We start from the raw sequence: 20,159 nt of genomic DNA, 5'->3' as shown, positions 1-20,159 counted from the left end.
GGTGTTTTTTATAGAGGGGATCCCGCCTCTCCAGCCGCTTCCATGACTGTTTACGTGGTTCAGATCAGCGACCTGCATCTGTTTGCCAAGCCACACCAGCGGCTGCTGGGGGTGGACACAGAGACCTCTTTTCTGCAGGTGCAAAAGGCCATTGCCGCCTTGGATCCCTTGCCGGATGTGCTGCTGCTCACCGGGGATCTCGCCCAAGATGGCAGCGCCGCCGCCTACGCCCGTTTGCGAGAGCATCTGCAAGCTCTTCCCATCGACACCTATTGGCTGGCGGGGAACCACGATCGCCTTCATAACATGAACTCAGAGCTCCGCGCCGAGCGGGTACACGGGGAGAAAAGCTTCAGTCGAGAGAACTGGAGCTTGATTCTATTGAACTCTCTAGTGCCGGGCAAAGACAGCGGCTACCTGACGGAGCGCACTTTGCTGTGGCTGAAACAAGAATTGCAGCGGAGCAAAGCCGCCCAACACCATGTTTTGCTGGCCTTGCACCATCCTCCTTTTTCGGTGGATTCTCCCTGGCTGGACCAAAGTGCCCTGCAGCAGCCGGAGCGGCTGTTTGGGGTTTTGGACGAGTTCGACCACATTCGCCTGGTGCTCTTCGGCCACATCCACCAAGACCTGCACCGCCGCCGGCAGGGGGTCGATTACTTGGCCTGTCCTTCCACCTGCGTGCAATTTCGCCCCAAGAGCCCTCGGTTTGGCCTGGACGTGATCCCCCCGGCTTTGAGGCAGATATGGCTGGAGCAGGACGGCAGCTTCAAAACCCAGGTGCAGCGGGTGGAAGCCGCTCTGCAAACTCCTAACTTGGCCTTGAAAGGATACTAATTCCCTTCCTCTGGGATCGCGGTGGGCGCCAGTCCGACCGCTTGTCCCAAACAGAAACTGGCTGCCAACAGGGCCAGCCATCCCGGCAGCACCGACAGGAGGGCCACCACGGCCATCGAGGTGTGGTTCCCCCCCTGCAAGAGGCTGTAGAGCAACATCGGCAGGGTGAGCACCCGCCCACCGCCGACGAAAAAGGTGAGCAAAAATTCGTTCCAAGAGATCAAAAAGGCAAAGGCTGCCCCAATAGCTGCTCCAGGGGCCACGAGGGGCAACGTTACCTGCCACCACACCTGCCAGGGATCCGCCCCCAAACAGCGGGCCTGGGCCTCGTAGCTGCGGTCGAAGCGGGCAAACACACTGCCCATCACCAAAGCCATGTAGGGGATGGTCGGGATCAGATGCACCAAAACCACCCCCAACAGGGTGCCTTCCAGGCGCAGGCGGATCAGCACCCCTTGGATCCCCATCAGCACAGCCAGAGGAGAGGTGATGACCGGTAACAGCAAGAGCAGGCGCAGCCAAGCAGGCAGCGGGCGGGTGCCCAAAACTCGTCCCGCCGGGATCCCCACCCCTAGGGCCAGCAGAGTGGTGAGCAGGGCAATTTGTAAGCTCTGGCCAAAGGCTGCCCTGAGCTGAGATCCCCGCTCTAGGAACTCCTGCCAGCCGGCTAGGCTCCACGCCTGCGGCAGGGCATCGGGGAAAAACCAGGCCCGCGTAAAAGCCCAGAGGCCCAGCACTCCAAAGGGCAAGGCCCAAAGGAAGGTCACCCCAACCACCCCCAAGCGGAGCAGGGATCCCTCCATCCATCCAGAGAGGCTGCAGGCGCGGCGTCCTTTCACGGCTTTCTCCCCGGCGGCTGCAAGAAGGCTCCCCTGGCCGCAAACAGCCCCGCCATCAGGCTGACCACCGCGGCCGAGATGGCCAGCAGGATCACCCCCAACGCCACCGCCTGCTGCCGCTGCTCCAAATTGATATGGGTAAAACGCTGGTAGATCAGCACCGGCAAGGTGCGGGGGTAGGTGGGCCCCAAAAGCAGCGGGATCTCAAAAGCGCTGAAGACAAAACCAAAGATGAGGATCCCGGTGGCCAGCAGCCCCGGCCTGAGCAAGGGCAGCGTTACCTGCCAAAACGCTTGCTCGGCAGAGGCCCCCAACAGGCGCGCCTGCTGCTCCAGCTCGGATCCCATTCCCCGTAGCAGCGTCAGCGCCACCAGAGCGGCAAACGGGATCTCCTTCCAGAGCCAGTAGAGCAACACCCCCACGTAGCCGCGGTCGTTCACCCAGAGCGGGAAATCCTGATCCGAGGCAATCCACCCCAGTTGGAAGGCCAGCCGCGCCAGCCAACCGCTGGGAGCCAACAACAGCCACATTCCCGCCGCCCCCACCAAATGGGGAACCGGCAACGTCAACTGGGCCAGCCAGATGGCCCACCCCCCTAGCCCCCGCAACAACAGCGCCGATCCCAACCCCAAAACCAGCGCCAACCCGGTCGCCAGCAAAGCAAGCCCCAGACTCAGCAGCAGGGATCCCCACACCTCGGCATCTCCCAGGAGCTCCCCGTATCCCTGCAGGCTCAACCCCGTCCTCCCCAAGCCGTAGAGGCCCACACTCTGGGCCAGGGCCAGCAGCAGCCCACCGCCGTAGATCAGACCTACCAGGCTCAGAGCCGGCAGCAGCGGCCCGTACTGCCCCAGCCAGCGGCTTACCTTCCTGAGCCCTCCCCAGCCATCTAAGCTATTCATACAGCCATTGATCAGCCATTCGGGAACACTGCCTCAAAGGACGCGGACTGCCTCTTGCACTCCATGGACAGAACTCTAGACCAGATTAACCAACGCATTGCCAAAGGCCAGGCGCGGGTGTGGACGGCCCTAGAGGCCAAGGCCAAGCTGGCCACCCTGGGCATTGAGCAGGCTTTTGAGCAGGTGGACGTAGTAACCACGGGCACCTTTGAGCCAATGGAGTCGTCAGGGGCAATCCTCAACCTGGGCCATACGGATCCGCCCATTAAGATTCGCCAAGCCTGGTTGAACGGGGTGCCCGCCTATGCCGGGTTTGGCGCCGTGGATCTCTACATCGGGGCGGCCCAGCCCAGTGAGCAAGCCGAGCACCCCTATGGGGGCGGCCATGTTATCGCCGATCTGGTGGCCGGCAAGCGGGTGCACCTGCGGGCTGTTGGCCAGGTAACCGATTGCTATCCCCGCGCCGACTACGAGTCCACCCTGACACGGGATCAGCTTAACCAGTTCTACTTGTTCAACCCCCGCAACGCCTACCAAAACTTCATTGTCGGCGTCAACGGCGGGGATCGGCCCTTGTACACCTATTTGGGCCTGCTGGAGCCGCACCTGGGCAATGCCGTCTATTCCAACCCAGGCGAGCTCTCCCCCCTCCTCAACGACCCCCTCCTGCGCCGGGTGGGGATCGGCAGCCGCATCTTTCTGGGGGGCGGCAGCGGCTACATCGCCTGGGAAGGCACCCAACACTTCCCGCGGCAAAAGCGGCTGCCCAACCATACCCCCATCGGCCCGGCGGCCACCTTGGCCCTCATTGGCGACGCCAAACAGATGCAAGCGGAATGGGTGCGAGGCTGCTACTTCCGCAACTACGGCCCCAGCCTGATGTTGGGGGTCGGGATCCCCATCCCCATCCTCTCCCCTGCCGATCTGGAGCCCATTGCTGTCCGGGATGAGGAACTGGTGGCGCCGGTGATCGACTTTTCCATTCCCCGGCGGGTGCGGCCCACCTTTGGCCTGGTGAGCTATGCCCAGCTCAAATCCGGCTACATTGTCCTCAACGGCCGCAAGGTGCGCACTGCTCCTCTGGCCAGCCTGCGCCGCTCAATGCAAGTTGCCGAGATCCTCAAACAGTGGATTGTCAGCGGCCAGTTTACTCTCACCCAGCCGGTTGCCCCTCTGCCCCTGGATCGGGAGTTTCTCGCCCAAAACCCTCATCCATAAAGGGATCCCCATCGCCAAAACCGGCCATCGGATCCCTGGTAAGGGGTTGTCTTCCAGGCAGTTGCCGCTACCATTACGCCTTAGGTGTTGCCGGTAAAGGCTCCCTGGGGGAAGGGGGCCGGTATCCGCAAGGGGGAAAGACATGTTCCGGCGTATTGCTTTTGGCTCGGCGGTGTTGGGATGGCTCCTGGCCCTGCCCGCCTTTCCCGGCCACGGGTTGGGGGAGCGGCGGGTCGTGCCCGACACACTCTTCTACTTCGACAACCACTATTTCGATCGCTACCCCGAGGCAGTGGTGGTGGGCGTAGTCAATGGTGACACGCTGGTGGTGCAGATCGAAGGGGAACAGAAACTGCGCCTGATCCGCTTGGCCGGGATCCAGGGCCTCAGCCCGGAGGAGGATCCCTTTTACCAGCAGGCGATTGAGCTGATGCGGGAGCGTATCCTGCGCCGCACCGTCAAGCTGGAAGGGGACAAGCTGCTGCGCAACGTCGATGCCACCGGCTTGGTGGAGGCCTACGTCTGGCTGGAGGGCCAGCAGATGAACGCCATGCTGGTGCGCAACGGCCTGGCCCGCATCATCCCCTACAGCCACAACATTAAATACGACAGCTACTTCGGTGGCCTGCAAAAAAGAGCCCGCCAAGAGCGACTCGGCATCTGGAGCCGTCTCTAACGCCTTGGATAGCTCTAGACTGGGTTTACTGGGCACTCTTAGATACGTCTGCCTGCTTTGAGGGTTAAATCCACTCCAGCTTCCCGGGATCCCAACCGCTGGCTGAGGCATCTGCCTTTGGTGACCGGCCTTTTGGGCAGCGCCCTTTTGGTTATTAACCGACTGGCTTTTACGCCGGAACTGTTCGCCAGCCAGTCCCGCTCTGATGCCTTGGGGATCCTCCTCAGCGCCATTTTGATCCTGACCGGCCTGCTGTGGCAGCAGATCCAGCCCCGTCCCCCCCAGGCATCCCCCCTGCAGGGGAGTTCAGGCTGCGATTGGCACCCCGACCTTTCCGAGAGCGAAAAACTGGAGCTGGCCTGGGCCTCCCACACGCTCCTTAGCACCACTGCTGCCCGCACGGTAGTGATCTGGGTGGAGGGGCGCACCCTACTGCAGCGGGGGATCCTGGCCAGCCCCGGCCAGTTGCCCTCCATCCGGCCCCAGAGCATCTTGCAGCGGGTGTTGCAGACCGGGCGGCCCGTCTATCTGGTGGATTTGAAACTGTTCCCGGCCCGCGCCGAGTTCGAGGGCCTGCTGCCCCCCGGATCCCAGGCGGTTCTCTGCCAGCCCATCGGCCAGAAGGGATGCCTCATCTTGGGCAGCGACACCCCCCGCAGTTTCAGCCGCCAGGAGCAAGCCTGGATTGCCGCCATCGCCGACAAACTAGAAACCCTACTCGCCTAGCTCCCCTCTCCCTTTGGGAGAGGGGCTGGGGGTGAGGGGGCTGGGGGTGGTCGCGTGAGCGGCGCGGAGCGCTTGGGCGCCTTTGGGAGAGGGGCTGGGGGTGAGGGGGAGGCTAAGCAGCGCTCTCCAGGCTCACCTGAAACACCTCGCTAAAGGCCTTCTCGACCTTGTAGCCGGAGTCGATGGTTTCCAGAGGATCCTTGCGCAGGCGGTGGCGCAAACACAGGCTGATTACCCGGCGAATATCGGCAATGGTGACCTCGCTGCGCCCCTCCAGAGCCGCCAGGGCCTTGGCCGCCCGGTTGGTGACGATATCTCCCCGCAGCCCATCCACCTCCAGAGCCGCACACACGCCGGAGATCTTCAGGCGCAAGTCAGGATCCACCATCACAGTGGGCAAGAGGTGCTGGGCCTTTTCAATGCGCTCCCGCAAGTGTTGCTGGGCCTCGGCGTATTTGGCCAAGAACGCCTGGGGATCGGCGTCGAACTGGCTGCGCTCCTCCACAATCTGCACTCGCAGGGCCGGATCCCGCACCGTTTCGATGCGCACGAACATACCGAAGCGATCCAGCAGTTGCGGCCGTAGCTCTCCTTCCTCCGGGTTGCCGGATCCCACCAGGACAAAGCGGGCCGGGTGGCGAATGGAAATCCCCTCCCGTTCCACCGTGTTCCAGCCAGAGGCCGCCGCATCCAGCAACACGTCTACCAGGTGGTCGTCCAGGAGGTTCACCTCGTCTACGTAAAGGATGCCGCGGTTGGCCTTGGCCAAGAGCCCCGGCTCAAAGGCCTTCACCCCCTGGGAGAGAGCCCGCTCGATATCCAAGGTGCCGCAGACCCGGTCTTCGGTGGCTCCCAGGGGCAGATCCACCATCGGTACCTGGATCCAGGTGGCTTCCAGCGTTTCTCCCGCCTGCAGGCGTTCCCACACCTGGTCGCTCATCAGATCCCGCTGCCGCGGGTGGCTGTTGAAGGGATCCCCTTTGACAACCTCGATCTGGGGCAGCAGATCTGCCAAGGCGCGGATGGTGGTGGATTTGCCCGTGCCGCGATCCCCCATGATCAGCACCCCGCCGATGCGGGGATCGATGACGTTGAGGAGCAGAGCCAATTTCATCTCCTCTTGGCCGACAATGGCGGTGAACGGGAAAACCGGGCGACGTTCCAAGTTCATAGGGGCAACAACCAGCAATTCATCCTCATTATCCCAGAGGCTCCTCCCTTCTGGGCGGTTCCAGGCTGCAACAGGAACCTAAAGGCCGCTTTTGGGTCAAATGGATAAAGCAAGCTCCGGTGCCGGTCGGGGATCCCTGGCTTCTTTTGGGGAAGACTAGATAACATCGGAGCCTGCACGGTTGGCTGGGAGTGGGTTGAATCTGGGTAACAGCGAAAGCTACACCAAAAGAAAGGGGGCTCCCAAAAGCGCCGGCAACCACAGAGAGAGTTCGTTATTGGGTGGGGAGATAGCAGCGGTGTCAGGTCAAGCAAGTCGGAGACGATGGACGGCATTCTCGATGCCCAGCGTGGCCCAAAAAGGGCTGGTGGGCCTGATCTGGGTCTGCACCTGGATCCCTGTCTTGAGCATTTCCCTTGCCGTAGCCCAAACCGCCGCTACCTCTCTGGTTTTGACCGATGAACAGGTCGCCAAGTATGCCCGCATCGTTTTGGAGATGGAGCCCCACCGACAAGAGGCCCAGCAGCGCTCCCAGGCCACCGCGGATCCGGCCAGCAAAGATCAAATCCGGCGGGAGTTCATTCGCACCGCCACCGAGATCATCACCCGCCACGGCATGACCGTGCCCGAATACAACCGCATCACCCTGTTGATTCGCTCCGAAGAAGGCAGAGACCTCCAACAGCGCATCGAAGCCGAAATCCTGCGCCTGCAAAGCGGGGATCCCAGCGTGAGCCCTAGCTCCAAACCCTAACCCCCCCCTTGGATCCCCTGCAGCGCTTTTGCCCGGATGTGACGGAGGACGGAAGATAGCGGTAGGCTGGAAGCGGAGGTCGGTGCTCGTCCGTAGAGAGCGGGGGGAGATCAATGAACGAGCCTATGTCGCCGTCAGTACGGGCGGCTGTCGAGCGCATGAAGTCTCGCTTGCGCCTGACGCGCCGCTTCGGGTTCTGGTTTCAGGCGGTTCTGGGGGCAACGGCTCTGCTGCTCTGGCTGGGATTTTTAGTTGGCCAGAATACCCTCTATCGCGACGACTCGATGGGGGCCTTTATCGCCTTCTGGTTTACCCTGTTTACCCTTCTAACCCTGGCAGCCGGTCTCTTCTTTAACTGGCGCTACCTGCTCCAGGCGGAGCGCCGCTCAGTGTCTGCCGCTACCCCAAGCCAGTTGGATCTGCCCAAGCAGTTGCAATTGGTTACCTATGTCAGCCTGATCGGCGCTTTCCTCGCCCTCATCGCCATGGAGGCGCAGGTGGGAGAGCTGCTGGTGCGGCTGTTTACCCGCACGCTGAGCACCCAGACAGCAGGAGTGCTGCTATTGGCTGCCAATATCAACGTTACCTTTGCCCACTTCGTCTGCTTAGCAGGGGTGCTCTGGATTACCGGCGCCCTCGACCGCGAGCCCTGAACCCCAGCCGGCCAGTCTTAACTTTGCAAGGCAGAAAGTCAGGCCTGCGGCACAGTGGCCCGCCCTAAACTTGCCCCAGCCAAAACTGCCCCCCTGCCAGAGGAAGAGGGGCAAGCGGAAGCAGTCTCGAAGTCCGTAGTTGCCAATCGCAGATTCCGAGGGCTTCACTTAAAGCCCACCGCCGCCTGCCAAACAAAAGCCAGCAAAAAGAACAAAACAGGGATGATCGGCAGAATGTCGATCAGGGGATCGAACAACTCATAGCCTTCTGGCAAAGCCGCCAGGAGCATTATCGCAGGCATGACAACAAACCTCGACAAGAAGAAAGTGGAGTTGGAGAAACTGCTCTTTTCAGAATTGACAGGGATTTTAACATTGTCGGGCCGGAATCCCGGCTAAAGTCAAGAAATGTGAAGGAGATGGTGACCTAGAGAACTCCCATGTTGGAGAGGCCCAAGATCACTCCCGCGCCCAGCAGATGGCCGAAGCTGGCGACCCCCAGCACTTCCGGCCAGGTCATCCCCAGCACCGGCCCCGTTTCTGAGGCCGCTCCCGAAGAGGACTTGAAGATCAAGTAGGCAAGACCTGTGCAGAGAAAGATGGTTACGGCACTCAAAGGCGACCAAGAGCTGGTGTGGGCAGTCATGGCCAACGACACAACAACGGGCATCATGGTTTTCATCCTCGGCTCAGGTTAACCGCCCCCTAGATTACCCCCATTCCGCAACTCCCAAGGGGATCCCCACATGAATTGCAACAGAGGCCGCAACAAAACCTCACACTGTGGCTTCTTCTGGCTCCATGGCCGATCTACCCCTCGCCGGGAACAGCCTGGACGGGCTGGAGTTGGCAAGAAAAATCCGGTCTGGGCGCAGATCTCTGCCGTATACTAACGAAAGTTAACAAATCCTTCTCTTCCCCCGCTTTGCAGGTGATGAACTGGCTCTTTTGCCTTGATCCATCCTCACCGTCTGCGCTGTGCACACCCAAGGATGGCTGCCGATGACTGCTGCTGCGACTCCGCAACCGGATCCCAAGCCTTTTGCGTTACCTCGTGAGCTGTTGGGGCCGCCGCCGGAATTTTGGAACCCCACCCTGTTGATGTTTTTGGCGGCGGTGGTGCTTTCGGCCTCTTGCTTTGGCGGGTACGCCTTTTGGCATTGGCCCCGCTGGCTGGTGTTTTGGCTTAACTTTGTCGCCCTCTATGTGTTGGGCACGGTGATCCACGATGCCTCTCACGGCTCGGCCCACCGCAACCGCTTTTTGAACGAGGCGCTGGGCCACGGCTCCGCTCTGTTGCAGGGCTTTGTCTATCCGGTCTTTAAGCGGGTGCACATGCAGCACCACGCCCATGTCAACCACCCCGAAGACGATCCCGATCACTATGTGTCCACGGGCGGGCCGCTGTGGCTGATCGCACCGCGCTTTTTCTATCACGAGGTGTTTTTTTTCAAGCGGCAGCTCTGGCGCAAAGGCCGCTGGGATCTGCTGGAATGGGGGCTGAGCCGACTGGTGGTGGTTCTGACGTTTGCGTTGGCCATTCACTTTGGCTACACCGACTACATCATGAACTACTGGCTGCCCCCTGCTTTTATCATGGGCTTTCTATTGGGCCTGTTTTTCGACTACCTGCCCCATCGTCCCTTTCAATCTCAAGAGCGGTGGCACAACGCCCGCGTCTATCCCGGTTGGCTGACCAACATTCTGCTGCTGGGGCAAAACTATCACCTGATCCACCATCTCTGGCCCTCGGTTCCCTGGTACAAATATCAGGCAGCCTACTGGGCGGCCAAACCTGAGCTGGACGCCCGCAACTGCCAGCAAACGCTGGGGATCTGGGAGAAGGGAGAGTTTTGGAGCTTTTTGTACGATGCGCTGATTGGCCTGCACTGGCACAAGCCCAACTCAACTCGTCCTGCTGCGCCAGCCGATCCAGAATCTACGGATCTGAGGCTTACTTAACATGGTTTTGCCCACGCTACGGATCCCTCAGTTGCTGCTGTTTGTGGAGGCAGCCGGCTTGCTGCGGGACTCCAGCCAGGCCCTGTTACAGGCTGGTCAGGCGACGGCAGATCTGCCAGAGTTGATCGCTGAAGCGCAAGCGCAGGCGGAAGCCCAATTGCAAACCCTTGGGATCCCGGCAGAGTTGCGGGCGCAGGCCCGAGGGATCCTGAGGTTGACCTCGCCGCCGCAGGTGCTGGCTTACCTGCAGGATTTGCTCGACAGGGGAACCGGCCCGGATTTGGAAGCCTTTTTGGAGCAGGCGGGATCCGACTCTACCCTGTTGCGCTTTCCGCCGCTGTTGGTGGGGGCTGTGGCTTTGCAGGTGTTGCTGGAGCGGCTGGATTTTTCTCCGCAAGAGAGAGCTGTGTTGCAAGCCCAACGGGATCAATGGGAACAGGCCCTGGCAGAATTGGCCGCTCACCACCAGGTTTCCCCAGAGCCGCTGCGGGCGGCTGCCGAGAGGGAGCTGCGGGCTGCCTCAGCAGAAGAGCTGCTGCAACTGGGGCAGGATCTCTTTCAAGATCTCCAGGATCTTGCCGGGCCCAATTCTGAGCCGGAAGCCGAGTCTCAGGTGGAATTGGCGGGGCCGTTGCTGTTGATGATGGTGGCCGACCACCTGTTGGCCCAGACAGAGCATCCGCTCACCCCCGATCAACGGCTGGACTTACAAACCAACCGCGCCGAGGCAGAAAGCCGCTTTTTGGCCATGCAAAAGCTGGGCCGTCTTGAGAACTTGGCGGAGCAGCAGGCTTACATTCGCTCCTGGATTGACCAAACTTCTGTGCCGGATTTGCTGCGGGCTTTGGATCGCTTTTTTGCGGCGTCTGAACCCAACGCGTGAGGCCCCCGGATTGCCAGAGGTTCCGTATCCTCTATGCTGGAAGCAAAGGGATCCCGCTTGAGGCGCGAAAGTGGACTGGGGCAGCTTATTTTGGATTTTTTTGATCTTCAGCTCGCTGCAACCCCTGTTGAACCGGCGGGCGCAAGAGTTCCGGCGCTTGCTGGCCATTCGGGAGTTGGAGCAAAAGCGGGGCAGCCGCGTGATTTTGCTCATCCACCGCCAGGAGTCGATCAGTTTTTTGGGGATCCCGGTTTCCCGCTACATCAGCATCGAGGACTCAGAGCAAGTGTTGCGGGCGATCCGCCTCACCCCGCCCAATACTCCCATTGATTTGATTCTGCACACCCCTGGCGGCCTGGTGCTGGCTACTGAACAAATTGCCCGCGCCCTGATCCGGCACCCGGCCAAGGTGACGGTATTTGTGCCCCACTACGCCATGTCGGGCGGGACGATGTTGGCCCTGGCTGCCGATGAAATTGTCATGGATGCTAACGCCGTGCTGGGGCCGGTGGATCCGCAGTTGGGGGGGTATGCTGCCGCCAGCATTCTGCAGGTGGTGGCGGAAAAACCCATTGCCGAAATCGACGACCAGACCTTAATTCTGGCGGATCTGGCCCGCAAGGCGATGCAACAGGTGCAGAACTTCGTGCGGGATCTCCTGAAGGACGATGTGCCCAAGCGCAAAATTGCCCCCGAACGCATTGAGCCTCTGATCCAGTACCTGACCAGCGGTCGGGTGACCCACGACTACCCGATCACTGCTGAAGAAGCGCGGGAGCTGGGCCTGCCCATCTCCACCGAGTTGCCGCCCCAGATCTACGCCCTGATGGACTTGTACCCCCAGGCCAGCATGGGCCGTCCTTCCGTGCAGTACATTCCCACCCCCTACGATCCTCGTCCCGCTTTGCCCAAAGGGGGATCCCGCTCTGGCCTAGGGTGAACTCTTGGCGTAGACATCCATGGCTTCCAGGCGCAGCCCTTTTGCCCGCCGAAATAGCTCTTGTCCGGTGTGCAAGTGGCGTTCATCGAAGTTCAGCGGGAAATACTTCAGCTCCTCCAGAGCGTCTTCCAAGTGGTTGAGGGCATAGTAGAGGCGGGAAGCCACACCCCCAAAGCTGCTGGGATTGGGAAGGCGGCGAAAGATCTGCTGAGCTTGGGCCAGCTTCTGGCCGCACTCTTCCAGATAAGCCTCAAAGGACTCCAACAGGTCAGGGTCGAACGGATCTGCCGCCAAAGCATTTAACTGAGGCTTCAGAGAAGACAACAAGGGCCCCAAAACTCGGTTCAGGGGGGTGTAGACCTGTCGGATCCAGGCGGCGCGGGCGATGGCTTCCTGGCTGACGGTTTCGCCAGGGGATCCCGTCGGCTGAGGGCGGGGTGAGGTGTGGCTGGAGTGCAGTTGCCGATCGTAGTCGCGGCGAGATTGCGGATCCTTGAGCACCGCGTAGGCAGCGTTGATCTGGCGGATGCGCTCGGAGGTGGCCCGATCTTTTTTGGCCAGCAGGCTGTCGGGATGGTGGTACTTGACCAAACGACGGTAGGCAGACTTGATCTCTTCCGCCGTCGCCAGGACGGAAACGCCCAAGACCTCGTAGTGGGATCCGACTCCAGCTCCGCTCTCCATCATCGCTAGGCTTGCCGGCAAGAAACTCCCACATTGTACCTGCAGCCTAGAATAAAGGTGAGTTTTCCAGTGCTGCCCCATGTCTTCCTCCTCACAGGGATCCCCCCATCCTTTCAGTGCCCTCTTGGGGGCCACCATTGCCGTCAGTCTGGGCTACGGGTTCTTGCAACTGCTGCTCTCGATGGTGACCAAATTGCCGCCAATCGATGTCGAGACTGGATCGCTGGCGCGCGGGATCAGCATCCTGGTGCGTTATCTCCTGGTCGGTTCCGTTTCCCTGATCGCCTTCATGTTTGCCATGGTGGGGTTGGGGCTGGCGGCCTATTCTGTGCAATTGCTGGGAGAGCGGCTAACATCTTCTCAGCGCTGAGCCTGGCTTCTGGCCGACTTAGTTTGCGTTGGGACGGCTGCTTAGCGCAACACCACCTTGGGCGAGAGCAACAAAGTCAAAGATCCCTGGCAGTGGTCAATTCGGCCTTCGGCAAAGCGCACCTGGGCCAGGCCCGCCTTTTTAAGGGTGATCGCGTGGGCATTGGCCGGGTTTAGCCCAACAGCCGCTTGCACCCACAGGCTCAGATCCGGCTGGTGACCGACCAGGGCCAAAGACGTGAGGGATCCCCGCTCTGCCTGCCAGCGCACCAAGTCGGCAAAACTGCCGCCCGGAGCCAGCGGCTCAAACACCTCCACCGCTGCGGCCAGGTTCTCGTCCAACAAGATCTCGGCGGTCTGCCGCGCCCTCACCAGGGGACTGGTGAGCAGGAGATCCCACTTCCAGCCCATGCTCTTGAGCTGGCGGGCCACCTTGCGGCAGCGCTTGCGACCTTCGTCTGTAAGGGCTCGCAAGGCATCCTCAACTTCTGGCCGGGGTTCTTCGGCTATGCCATGGCGGATGAAGTCCACAGCCAATTCCTGCCGGGCAATCTGCTTCTCAGTTGCTCCCTGAGAGTGCTCCCCACCGCGAACGCCCTCCTGTTGTTCAAGCCCAGAGATCATCGAACCCCGTCCCGTCAATGCAAACGGCACCGTCAAACTTTGCCCAGACACTCTCCCAGAATACCCTGGGGGACGCTCTCTCTACGAGGAGGGGTTGTGCAGGCGCTGGCCGACCAAAGTGCGCCCTTCCTGGGTGTAGAGCTGCCAGTAGTTCCAGTAGTTGCCAAAGACAGACTTCACATAGCCCCGCGTTTCGGCGAAGGGGATCTGCTCCACAAACACATCCGGATCTTCAAAGCCAAAGCGGCTCAGCCATCTGGCCACGTTGCCGGGGCCGCCGTTGTAGCTGGCCAGGGCCAGCAGGGTGTTGTCTTGATAGGTGCGGTGGGTGTAGTCGAAGTACCAGGATCCCAGGTAAAGATTGTCGGCGGGGTTGGTGAGGCTGTATTGGGCTAGGCCAATTTGTTGGGCAATCCAGCGCCCGGTGGCAGGCATCACCTGCATCAAGCCCAGCGCCCCTGAGGCCGAGACGATCTCCGGCTCAAAGCGGGATTCCTGCCGGATCAAGGCCGCCACCATCAGGGGATTGAGGTTAAATTGCCGTGACCAGCGGGCCAGGCCGGGCCGGGCATAGGGATCCCCGCCCCAGGAATTGTCTGGGCCAGCGTAGTAGTGCAGCGGATAGACGGCCTGCCAGAAATCTTGGCGCTGCCTCAACGTCTCCAGCAGGGGATCCGGCTCTTCGCTGAAGCGCAAAGCGGCCACCTGGTTGATACCCCGCAGGTGCTCTCCGGCACTGTTGCGCAGAATACCCGTGACGAAGCGCTCAGCCACACTCATCTGGCGGGGATCCCGTTGCAGCACGGCCATTTCCCCCTGCCAGCGTTCCCAGGCCAGTTGGCTGGCTCCCATCAAGTGCAAAGTTTGCGTGGCCTCAGAGACCCCCGGCAACCGTAGCCGCACCGGCTGAAAATCCACCTCCACCCTTTGGCGCCCGCTGTAGAAATCCCCCACCGGCCAGCCCAGTTGCACTGCCGACCGCCAGGCGTAGTAGGTGTGGGGAAACTGTTGCAGCACCTGTTGATAGGTTTGCCGCGCCGCAGCCACATCCCCCAGCCGTTCCCGCCATTTGCCCGCCCAGTAGAGCAGTTGCGCCCCCATTTCCGTATCCCGCTGGGCGGATCCGATCTGTTGGGCCAGGGCGATGGCTTGGCCGAGATTGCCCGCTTGCGCTTGACTCCAGGCAAGTGTCCAGGCGGCGTTGGCCGCGGCTTCGCTGGCCGGAAAGCGCTCCCAAAGAGCTTGTCGAGCCGCTTGGGCCGATTGCGGGCTGGCATGGCGATCGTAAAGCTGGCTGAGGCTGAGCAACGCTTCTGGAGCCTCTCTATCCGAGCCGGATCCCGCCTGGCGCAGCAGCTCGATTGCCGTCGACAGGTCGCTCAATTCTGCCAAACGGCGACGGGTGAGGGAAGCCTCTGGCCCATTGGGAAATTGAGCCAGCAGCGCTTGGTAAGCCGCTCTCGCCTGGGGAAACTCCCGCGAGATCTGGTGGCTGCGGCCCCAGCGGTAGAGATTCTGAGAGGTGGCGGGGGCACGCCCATAGGCGCGGGCAGCTTTGCCGTACTCCCGTTGTTCCCAATAGGCATCGGCCAGGATCTGCCAATCGGAAGCCGTGAGGGATCCCTCCTGAGCCTGCCGCCAGCGATCCAGCAGCGGCGTTAACCCAGGGGTTTGCGGGTGATGCAGAGCCAAATCCCGCAGCAGGTCGTAGCGGTCGGGATCCCGCTCCAGCAAATGCTGGAGGGCGCGGCCAGTCAGCGGGTGAGTGGGAAATTGCTGCCGCAACTGATCCACCTGGCCCATCCCCCAGAGGGCATAGGCGGCCACCGGGCTGTGGGGGTACTCCTGCAAAATCTTGGGCCACCAGATCCCTTGGGCTGTTGCCTTATCCTGCAACTGCTCGTAGGCTTGGGCCCTGAGCTTCCAAATTTCCTCCCGCAGAACCGGCAGGCTCTCTTCCAACCCCTGCAAACCCTGCAGGGCCAATTGCGCTTGGCCGGCCTGCAGCGCTGCGTAAGCCCGCAGAAAGGCCGTTGTGGAAGTGTGGGGCAGTTGTACCGGATCCCTGCCCTCTGGCGCCGCAGCCACCTCCACGGTTTCTGCCCAGGATGAGGTGTAAAAGCCCCAGATGGCCCCGCCCAGAGCCGCTCCTGCCGCCAGCACACCGGCAACCCATCTTGCCCAGCACCGTTTGCTGCCTGTCAGGATACCCATGCTTTGTCTCTCTGCAACCTCTGACTACGATACTCAACCCGACTGCGTTGGGTCACCTGGGATACCTGTACCGCAGGCATTGGGCCCGGCAGTCGTTTATGAGTTACTTGCCAGATTGCAGGATCCGCGGCGGACTTTCACTGCGGTACACCTTGGCCCCGACATCGCGCAGCTTTTTGTCGATGGCCTCGTAGCCGCGATCGATGTAGTGGAGCCCGTGGATCGTAGAGCAGCCTTCAGCCGCCAGGCCGGCCAACACCAAGGCTGCCCCCGCCCGCAAGTCCGTAGCCACCACCGGCGCCCCCGACAGCGACGGCACCCCCCGGATCAGGGCCACCCGGTTCTTCAAACGAATGTCCGCCCCCATGCGATTGAGCTCGGGAATGTGGTGCATGCGGTTTTCAAACACCGTCTCCTCGATGGTGCAACTGCCCTCGCTCAGGGCGGCCAAGGCCATGATCGGCGCCTGCACATCGGTGGGAAAACCCGGATAGGGCAAGGTCTGGATATCGGTCGCCTGGCAGAGCCAGCCCGAACTGAGCTGAGCCGGGGCAATGCGCAGCCGGTTGGGGCCTTCTTCTTCGACCCGCAGCCCCATGTCACGCAGCTTGGCGATCACCGCCCGCAAGTGATCGGGAATAACAGGGCCAACCGTGAGGTGAGAGCGGGTAATGGCCCCGGCAATAAGATAAGTGCTGGCCTCGATGCGGTCGGGAATAACCGTGTACTCGGTTCCATGCAAGCGGGGCACCCCCACCACCACAACCGTGTTAGTGCCAACACCGCGAATGCGCGCCCCCATCGCCTGACAAAAACGGGCCAAATCCGCCACTTCTGGCTCTTGGGCGGCATTTTCAATCACCGTTTCCCCATCCGCCAGCGTAGCGGCCATCATCAGGGTTTCAGTAGCGCCGACGCTGGGATAGTCCAGGTAGATGCGGGTTCCCACCAGCCTACGGGCATAGGCATGAACAACCCCATGTTCGATTTGCACGGTCGCCCCCAGCGCCTGCAGGCCCCGCACGTGCAGATCCACTGGACGGGAGCCAATGGCACAGCCGCCCGGCAGGGGAACTCTGGCTACCCCCAACCGCGCCAACAGGGGCCCGATGATGAAAAAGCTGGCCCGCAACTGGCTGACCAATTCATAGGGAGCTTGGGAAGTTTTGAGGGAGCTGGCATCCAGGTCGAGGGTATTGCCCACATGGGACACTTTAACCCCCAGGGTGGTCAGGATCTGCCCCATGCGTTCAATGTCCAGCAGACGCGGCACGTTGTGAATTCGGCAAGCCTCAGGAGCCAAAAGGGATCCGGCCATAATCGCCAAGGCAGAGTTTTTCGCCCCGCCAATGGGAATGTGGCCGCTCAAGGGCTGCTTGCCAGTTATCTGCAGCACTGGCCCCATCATTTCGGGTGAGGGTGTAACTAAGGATTCCACCCTGCTGACGTGCTGGAACTCTGCCGTGAATTCTCCCAATCTTCCTCCTCAGCCACAGAAAATATAGAGCACACAAGCAAGCCTCTTCCGGGAAATACTCTGGAGAGAGAAGCAGCCAAAAGGGCAACCAGAAACTTGGTAGAGGAAGGAAGAGAAGTTCTGCCCCTATCTTACCCAAGTTCCTCAGTTTGCGGCAGCAGTTGGGGCAACTCGGCCAAAGAATCCTATTCCGCCGGCGCCAACAGAATCCAAGCCCCATCTGGAAGTGCCCTACGTTACGCCGAAAGAAGCAGACCGGTCTCCGCACATCCCCAAAAAAGATGCCCCATGTTAGATATAGACTCCTACTGGGTTGGGCCCAGCAGCCAGAAGCAGTATGATACTCGTGAGAAATGCTTGCAATAGCCATAGGAGACAGTCGATGATCACCACTCAAGTCTCTGCCCAAGAGTTGTTTCGGGCCGCCTATGAAAATCGCTACACCTGGGATCCCGCTTTCCCGGGCTATAGCGCCGAGGTCACTTACTGGGATGGGGAGCGCACTTTTGTGGGGCAGGTGCGAGTGGGGGCAGACCTAAAGGCCACCGTTACGGGCGTGGAGGATGAGGAAGCCCGGAAAGCCATTCACAATCAACTTTGGGAAATTGCCATTCACCGGGTGCGCCGCAGCTTTGCCGAGACCCACGGGAACAACACTTTCCGCTATGGGCAGACCCTACCCGATGGCAGTGTGGAGATCCTGGTGGGGGGCAAAGCCGAAGGGGATCGCTACCACGTGCGCGACAACCAAGTAACCCTGGTGCATCGGCATATTCATGGGGTGGTGGTGACCATCCACACCTTCAGCAGCCACGACACGGGCGAAGGCTACCTCTCTCACCGCTACGATTCCGTCTATCACGATCCCCAAACGGGTGAGCAAAAGGGCGGGCGCAGCCAATTTGAGGATCTCTACACCAAAGTCGGCAAGTACTACATCCTCTCGGAGCGACGCATTCAAACAGAGACGGAAACCGGCCCTGTGGAAAAGCGCTTTACCTTCCGCAACTTGGCGTTGCTGGATGCCGGGGCTTAATTGGCCAAACGCCAACGCAAAACCCGATAATCATGAACTTTATGGCAGCAACGACCTCCTCAGTTAGAATTAGAAAGGGAGCCTGAGCTATGCTTTGAATATTCTCCCGCCTACACTTTGGCATGAACAACCCTGCGGCAAAGCCCGACCCAGATTCCAAAGCCCCTACCGAGGTTCCCGAACTGATTCTCCGCCCCGCTCAACTGGGCGATCTGGAGGCGGTGGAGGAGATTTTGGCGCAAGCTTTTGATGAAGAGTACAGCAGCCGCTCGGTGGACATTCGTCGCCAAGTGCGGCGGTTACGGCAGTGGTATGGCCCCCTGAAAACCTTGAGCCTGTTTCCCAACCGTTTTCAGCACATGTTTACGGTACATGTGGCGGAGCTGGAGGGCAAAATCCAGGGGGTCATTCAAGTTTCTCCCTTTAACCATTCCCGCAGCACCTGGCGGGTGGATCACATTGCTGTGGTGCCCTCTGCGCGGCGGCAGGGGGTGGGATCCCGGCTGCTCAAGCACTGCCTGGAGCACTTTCGCGAGGCCCACACCTGGATTTTGGAGGTGAACATCCACAATAAGGGGGCAATGGCCCTCTACCGACACAACGGCTTCCAGCCCTTGGCTCAGATCACCTATTGGTCGATCCCGCCGGAGATTCTGGCTGCTCTCAGCCGGCACGAGGCCAAGTTGCCCAGCCTGGTGCCGGTGACCCAGCGGGATGCCTACGCCATCTATCAACTGGATACGGGATCCATGCCGGCCACTGTGCGCCAGGTGTACGACCGCGACGTGAGCGACTTCCGCACCAGCCCACTGGAGTGGCTTTTGGAACAGGCCAAGTGTGCCATCAGCCAAACGGAACGGGTGGAGATGTGTGTCTATGAGCCCGAGCGGAAAACCGCCATTGGCTATTTCAACCTCAAGCTGGATCGGACGGGGCAACAGCCGCACGTGGCCAAACTCACAGTTCACCCCGCTTACACCTGGCTCTATCCTGAGCTCATGGCCAAGATGGCCCAGCTCACCCAAGCTTATCCCCCGCAGGCTTTGGCCTTGGCCTCCACCGATTACCAGCCGGAACGGGAGGAGTTTTTGCTCAAGCTGGGCGCCCAGGATGTGGAGCGGACGCTGCTGATGTCGCGCTCGGTGTGGCATAAGGTGCGGGAAGTCCGCTCCCCTTGGTATAGCGAGTATCTCGCTCTGGTGCTCCAAAAATTGCCGGTGAAGCAGCCGGTGCCAGAACGCTTTGAGGGGCTGGCGGAGGGCTGGCTGGAACATCCCTTTCATTCTCTTCACCCAACTGTGCCGGATCCCAATGCCGTTCGCGCTACTCAGCCGGAGTCCTCACCGGGGTGCGCCAGAGACTCGCAATCAGAGGCTCCTCCCCCTCCCTAGTTGAAGTCTTGGCTGGCACCCCCATGAACCCGTTAGCCAGGGATCCCTCTTGGCGGATGTTGCTCCAGGCGGCCCTGCACCGCAACCGCAGCGATCCCGGTGTACGCTATTTGCAACTGGCTACAGTGGATCCCCAGGGGCATCCGCGTAACCGCACGGTGGTTTTTCGGGGGTTTTTGGGGGACACCGACCGCATCCAGTTGGCGGTGGACGGCCGCAGCGAGAAGCTTTGCCAGATCGCCCACTGCCCGCTGGCTCAGATCTGCTGGTATTTCAGCAAGACGCGCGAGCAATTTCGCATTGCCGGCACTCTGGAGGCCATCACCGCCGATCATCCGGATCCTGAAGCGCAGCAGCAGCGGCAGCAGTTGTGGCAACAGATCTCGGAAAAAGGACGGCTCCTCTGGTTTTGGCCGGAACCCAAGGGGCCTCTTGCCTCGCCCGAGGCTTTTGTTCAAAAGCTGCCGCCAGAGAAAGCTTCATGGCCGCCTCCGACTTTTGTGGTGCTCCTGTTGCAGCCGACTGAGGTCGATCACCTGCAGCTCAAGGGGGATTCGATCTATCCCCAACGGCGAACGGTGTACGAGCGCAAGCTGCAAGGCTGGCAATGCCGAGCGGTCAACCCCTAGAAGGGATCCCAGCCGGTTTCAAGCTGGCGTGGGGCAGCGCCTTTCGAGAGAATGTTGAAATCTTGAAGAGAATTAAGAGGATAAAGGTGTTAACGTAGCTGAACAATCGTCCTGTTCCGTGCCCACCCCACCGACGCTGTGAGGGTGGTCGCTCGGGTTTTTCTCCATCTGGTA

Annotated in this window: 22 protein-coding genes; 13 read left to right on the top strand and 9 right to left on the bottom strand. The window is 60.8% G+C overall.

The features are described from left to right. Positions 1-42: 42 nt before the first annotated feature. A complete protein-coding gene (gene cpdA, locus NW826_RS09090) occupies positions 43-837 on the top strand; it encodes a 3',5'-cyclic-AMP phosphodiesterase (RefSeq protein WP_414334684.1) in 795 nt (264 codons plus the stop codon). Here cpdA and NW826_RS09085 read toward each other — a convergent pair. Continuing rightward, on the bottom strand, positions 834-1,676 hold the full coding sequence (locus NW826_RS09085; RefSeq protein WP_414334683.1) for an ABC transporter permease: 843 nt from the start codon (positions 1,674-1,676) through the stop codon (positions 834-836). The two genes, cpdA and NW826_RS09085, sit on opposite strands and share 4 nt — an antisense overlap. Continuing rightward, positions 1,673-2,578: an ABC transporter permease subunit gene (locus NW826_RS09080; protein ID WP_414334682.1), complete on the bottom strand. Its 906-nt coding sequence runs from the start codon at positions 2,576-2,578 to the stop codon at positions 1,673-1,675. The genes NW826_RS09085 and NW826_RS09080 overlap by 4 nt, the downstream gene beginning before the upstream one ends. 63 nt (positions 2,579-2,641) lie before the next feature. Here NW826_RS09080 and NW826_RS09075 point away from each other — a divergent pair, with 63 nt between their 5' ends. The 3 genes from NW826_RS09075 (at position 2,642) to NW826_RS09065 (ending at position 5,198) form a co-directional block, all read left to right on the top strand. Next, complete coding sequence (locus NW826_RS09075) at positions 2,642-3,796, top strand: homocysteine biosynthesis protein (protein ID WP_414509954.1); 1,155 nt, start codon at positions 2,642-2,644, stop codon at positions 3,794-3,796. Between the two features lie 142 nt (positions 3,797-3,938). Next, the gene (locus NW826_RS09070) at positions 3,939-4,472 is read left to right on the top strand and encodes a thermonuclease family protein (protein WP_414338152.1); all 534 of its coding nucleotides are present in this window, start codon (positions 3,939-3,941) and stop codon (positions 4,470-4,472) included. A 57-nt stretch (positions 4,473-4,529) separates the two neighbouring features. After that, positions 4,530-5,198 carry a cofactor assembly of complex C subunit B gene (locus NW826_RS09065; RefSeq protein WP_414348747.1) on the top strand — a complete coding sequence of 223 codons (669 nt, stop codon included), beginning with the start codon at positions 4,530-4,532 and terminating at the stop codon, positions 5,196-5,198. A 112-nt stretch (positions 5,199-5,310) separates the two neighbouring features. Here the strand turns inward: NW826_RS09065 and bchI are convergent, their stop codons facing one another. Further along, positions 5,311-6,369, bottom strand: coding sequence for a magnesium chelatase ATPase subunit I (bchI, locus tag NW826_RS09060; RefSeq protein ID WP_414509953.1), 1,059 nt, complete (start codon positions 6,367-6,369; stop codon positions 5,311-5,313). Positions 6,370-6,709: 340 nt separating this feature from the next. Here bchI and NW826_RS09055 point away from each other — a divergent pair, with 340 nt between their 5' ends. Both NW826_RS09055 and NW826_RS09050 read left to right on the top strand, forming a co-directional pair. Beyond that, positions 6,710-7,123 (top strand): DUF4168 domain-containing protein, encoded by a 414-nt coding sequence (locus NW826_RS09055; protein ID WP_414333223.1) that lies wholly within the window; start codon positions 6,710-6,712, stop codon positions 7,121-7,123. Between the two features lie 125 nt (positions 7,124-7,248). Next, positions 7,249-7,776, top strand: coding sequence for a DUF3611 family protein (locus NW826_RS09050; RefSeq protein ID WP_414352283.1), 528 nt, complete (start codon positions 7,249-7,251; stop codon positions 7,774-7,776). A 164-nt stretch (positions 7,777-7,940) separates the two neighbouring features. Here NW826_RS09050 and NW826_RS09045 read toward each other — a convergent pair whose 3' ends face one another. Both NW826_RS09045 and psaK read right to left on the bottom strand, forming a co-directional pair. Next, the gene (locus tag NW826_RS09045) at positions 7,941-8,078 is read right to left on the bottom strand and encodes a photosystem II reaction center protein K (protein ID WP_414333226.1); all 138 of its coding nucleotides are present in this window, start codon (positions 8,076-8,078) and stop codon (positions 7,941-7,943) included. Between the two features lie 125 nt (positions 8,079-8,203). Next, positions 8,204-8,449, bottom strand: a complete 246-nt coding sequence (psaK, locus tag NW826_RS09040) for a photosystem I reaction center subunit PsaK (protein WP_414509952.1) — start codon at positions 8,447-8,449, stop codon at positions 8,204-8,206. 329 nt (positions 8,450-8,778) lie between these two features. Between psaK and NW826_RS09035 the strand changes: the two genes are divergently transcribed. The 3 genes from NW826_RS09035 to NW826_RS09025 all read left to right on the top strand — a co-directional run bounded on the left by NW826_RS09035 (position 8,779) and on the right by NW826_RS09025 (position 11,561). Next, positions 8,779-9,738 (top strand): fatty acid desaturase, encoded by a 960-nt coding sequence (locus NW826_RS09035; RefSeq protein ID WP_414333229.1) that lies wholly within the window; start codon positions 8,779-8,781, stop codon positions 9,736-9,738. Between the two features lies 1 nt (position 9,739). Then, the gene (locus tag NW826_RS09030) at positions 9,740-10,621 is read left to right on the top strand and encodes a hypothetical protein (RefSeq protein ID WP_414509951.1); all 882 of its coding nucleotides are present in this window, start codon (positions 9,740-9,742) and stop codon (positions 10,619-10,621) included. A 70-nt stretch (positions 10,622-10,691) separates the two neighbouring features. Then, a complete protein-coding gene (locus NW826_RS09025) occupies positions 10,692-11,561 on the top strand; it encodes an SDH family Clp fold serine proteinase (RefSeq protein WP_414333232.1) in 870 nt (289 codons plus the stop codon). Here NW826_RS09025 and NW826_RS09020 read toward each other — a convergent pair. Continuing rightward, the gene (locus NW826_RS09020) at positions 11,553-12,248 is read right to left on the bottom strand and encodes a J domain-containing protein (protein WP_414333234.1); all 696 of its coding nucleotides are present in this window, start codon (positions 12,246-12,248) and stop codon (positions 11,553-11,555) included. The two genes, NW826_RS09025 and NW826_RS09020, sit on opposite strands and share 9 nt — an antisense overlap. 76 nt (positions 12,249-12,324) lie before the next feature. On the opposite strand from NW826_RS09020, the gene NW826_RS09015 reads away from it, so the two are divergent. Next, the gene (locus NW826_RS09015) at positions 12,325-12,615 is read left to right on the top strand and encodes a DUF3082 domain-containing protein (RefSeq protein ID WP_414333236.1); all 291 of its coding nucleotides are present in this window, start codon (positions 12,325-12,327) and stop codon (positions 12,613-12,615) included. A gap of 41 nt (positions 12,616-12,656) precedes the next feature. Here the strand turns inward: NW826_RS09015 and sixA are convergent, their stop codons facing one another. The 3 genes from sixA to murA all read right to left on the bottom strand — a co-directional run bounded on the left by sixA (position 12,657) and on the right by murA (position 16,890). Beyond that, positions 12,657-13,238, bottom strand: a complete 582-nt coding sequence (sixA, locus tag NW826_RS09010; protein ID WP_414333238.1) for a phosphohistidine phosphatase SixA — start codon at positions 13,236-13,238, stop codon at positions 12,657-12,659. Positions 13,239-13,319: 81 nt separating this feature from the next. Next, complete coding sequence (locus NW826_RS09005) at positions 13,320-15,452, bottom strand: transglycosylase SLT domain-containing protein (RefSeq protein ID WP_414509950.1); 2,133 nt, start codon at positions 15,450-15,452, stop codon at positions 13,320-13,322. A gap of 103 nt (positions 15,453-15,555) precedes the next feature. Then, complete coding sequence (murA, locus tag NW826_RS09000) at positions 15,556-16,890, bottom strand: UDP-N-acetylglucosamine 1-carboxyvinyltransferase (protein ID WP_414333303.1); 1,335 nt, start codon at positions 16,888-16,890, stop codon at positions 15,556-15,558. A 421-nt stretch (positions 16,891-17,311) separates the two neighbouring features. On the opposite strand from murA, the gene NW826_RS08995 reads away from it, so the two are divergent. The 3 genes from NW826_RS08995 (at position 17,312) to NW826_RS08985 (ending at position 19,985) form a co-directional block, all read left to right on the top strand. Beyond that, positions 17,312-17,965 carry a DUF3386 domain-containing protein gene (locus NW826_RS08995; RefSeq protein WP_414509949.1) on the top strand — a complete coding sequence of 218 codons (654 nt, stop codon included), beginning with the start codon at positions 17,312-17,314 and terminating at the stop codon, positions 17,963-17,965. Between the two features lie 122 nt (positions 17,966-18,087). Beyond that, positions 18,088-19,356 carry a GNAT family N-acetyltransferase gene (locus NW826_RS08990; RefSeq protein ID WP_414509948.1) on the top strand — a complete coding sequence of 423 codons (1,269 nt, stop codon included), beginning with the start codon at positions 18,088-18,090 and terminating at the stop codon, positions 19,354-19,356. 23 nt (positions 19,357-19,379) lie between these two features. After that, positions 19,380-19,985 carry an Npun_F5749 family FMN-dependent PPOX-type flavoprotein gene (locus NW826_RS08985; protein ID WP_414333245.1) on the top strand — a complete coding sequence of 202 codons (606 nt, stop codon included), beginning with the start codon at positions 19,380-19,382 and terminating at the stop codon, positions 19,983-19,985. The last annotated feature ends 174 nt before the right edge of the window (positions 19,986-20,159 follow it).

It is taken from the genome of Synechococcus sp. OH20, from assembly GCF_047502685.1.
Taxonomy (GTDB): Bacteria; Cyanobacteriota; Cyanobacteriia; order Thermostichales; family Thermostichaceae; genus Thermostichus.
Note: the sequence above shows the minus strand (reverse complement) of the source record. Positions and strands in the feature narration are given on the sequence as shown.

Bases quoted from the DNA above. Each gene is read 5' to 3' on its own strand.
- NW826_RS09075 (WP_414509954.1), top strand. From the start codon at position 2,642: ATGGACAGAACTCTAGACCAGATTAACCAACGCATTGCCAAAGGCCAG.
- NW826_RS09005 (WP_414509950.1), bottom strand. From the start codon at position 15,452: ATGGGTATCCTGACAGGCAGCAAACGGTGCTGGGCAAGATGGGTTGCC.
- NW826_RS09020 (WP_414333234.1), bottom strand. From the start codon at position 12,248: ATGATGGAGAGCGGAGCTGGAGTCGGATCCCACTACGAGGTCTTGGGC.
- NW826_RS09045 (WP_414333226.1), bottom strand. From the start codon at position 8,078: ATGCCTGCGATAATGCTCCTGGCGGCTTTGCCAGAAGGCTATGAGTTG.
- NW826_RS08990 (WP_414509948.1), top strand. From the start codon at position 18,088: ATGAACAACCCTGCGGCAAAGCCCGACCCAGATTCCAAAGCCCCTACC.
- NW826_RS09035 (WP_414333229.1), top strand. From the start codon at position 8,779: ATGACTGCTGCTGCGACTCCGCAACCGGATCCCAAGCCTTTTGCGTTA.
- NW826_RS09055 (WP_414333223.1), top strand. From the start codon at position 6,710: ATGCCCAGCGTGGCCCAAAAAGGGCTGGTGGGCCTGATCTGGGTCTGC.
- NW826_RS09015 (WP_414333236.1), top strand. From the start codon at position 12,325: ATGTCTTCCTCCTCACAGGGATCCCCCCATCCTTTCAGTGCCCTCTTG.
- cpdA (WP_414334684.1), top strand. From the start codon at position 43: ATGACTGTTTACGTGGTTCAGATCAGCGACCTGCATCTGTTTGCCAAG.
- NW826_RS09050 (WP_414352283.1), top strand. From the start codon at position 7,249: ATGTCGCCGTCAGTACGGGCGGCTGTCGAGCGCATGAAGTCTCGCTTG.
- NW826_RS08995 (WP_414509949.1), top strand. From the start codon at position 17,312: ATGATCACCACTCAAGTCTCTGCCCAAGAGTTGTTTCGGGCCGCCTAT.
- NW826_RS09080 (WP_414334682.1), bottom strand. From the start codon at position 2,578: ATGAATAGCTTAGATGGCTGGGGAGGGCTCAGGAAGGTAAGCCGCTGG.
- psaK (WP_414509952.1), bottom strand. From the start codon at position 8,449: ATGATGCCCGTTGTTGTGTCGTTGGCCATGACTGCCCACACCAGCTCT.
- NW826_RS08985 (WP_414333245.1), top strand. From the start codon at position 19,380: ATGAACCCGTTAGCCAGGGATCCCTCTTGGCGGATGTTGCTCCAGGCG.
- NW826_RS09030 (WP_414509951.1), top strand. From the start codon at position 9,740: ATGGTTTTGCCCACGCTACGGATCCCTCAGTTGCTGCTGTTTGTGGAG.
- sixA (WP_414333238.1), bottom strand. From the start codon at position 13,238: ATGATCTCTGGGCTTGAACAACAGGAGGGCGTTCGCGGTGGGGAGCAC.
- bchI (WP_414509953.1), bottom strand. From the start codon at position 6,369: ATGAACTTGGAACGTCGCCCGGTTTTCCCGTTCACCGCCATTGTCGGC.
- NW826_RS09070 (WP_414338152.1), top strand. From the start codon at position 3,939: ATGTTCCGGCGTATTGCTTTTGGCTCGGCGGTGTTGGGATGGCTCCTG.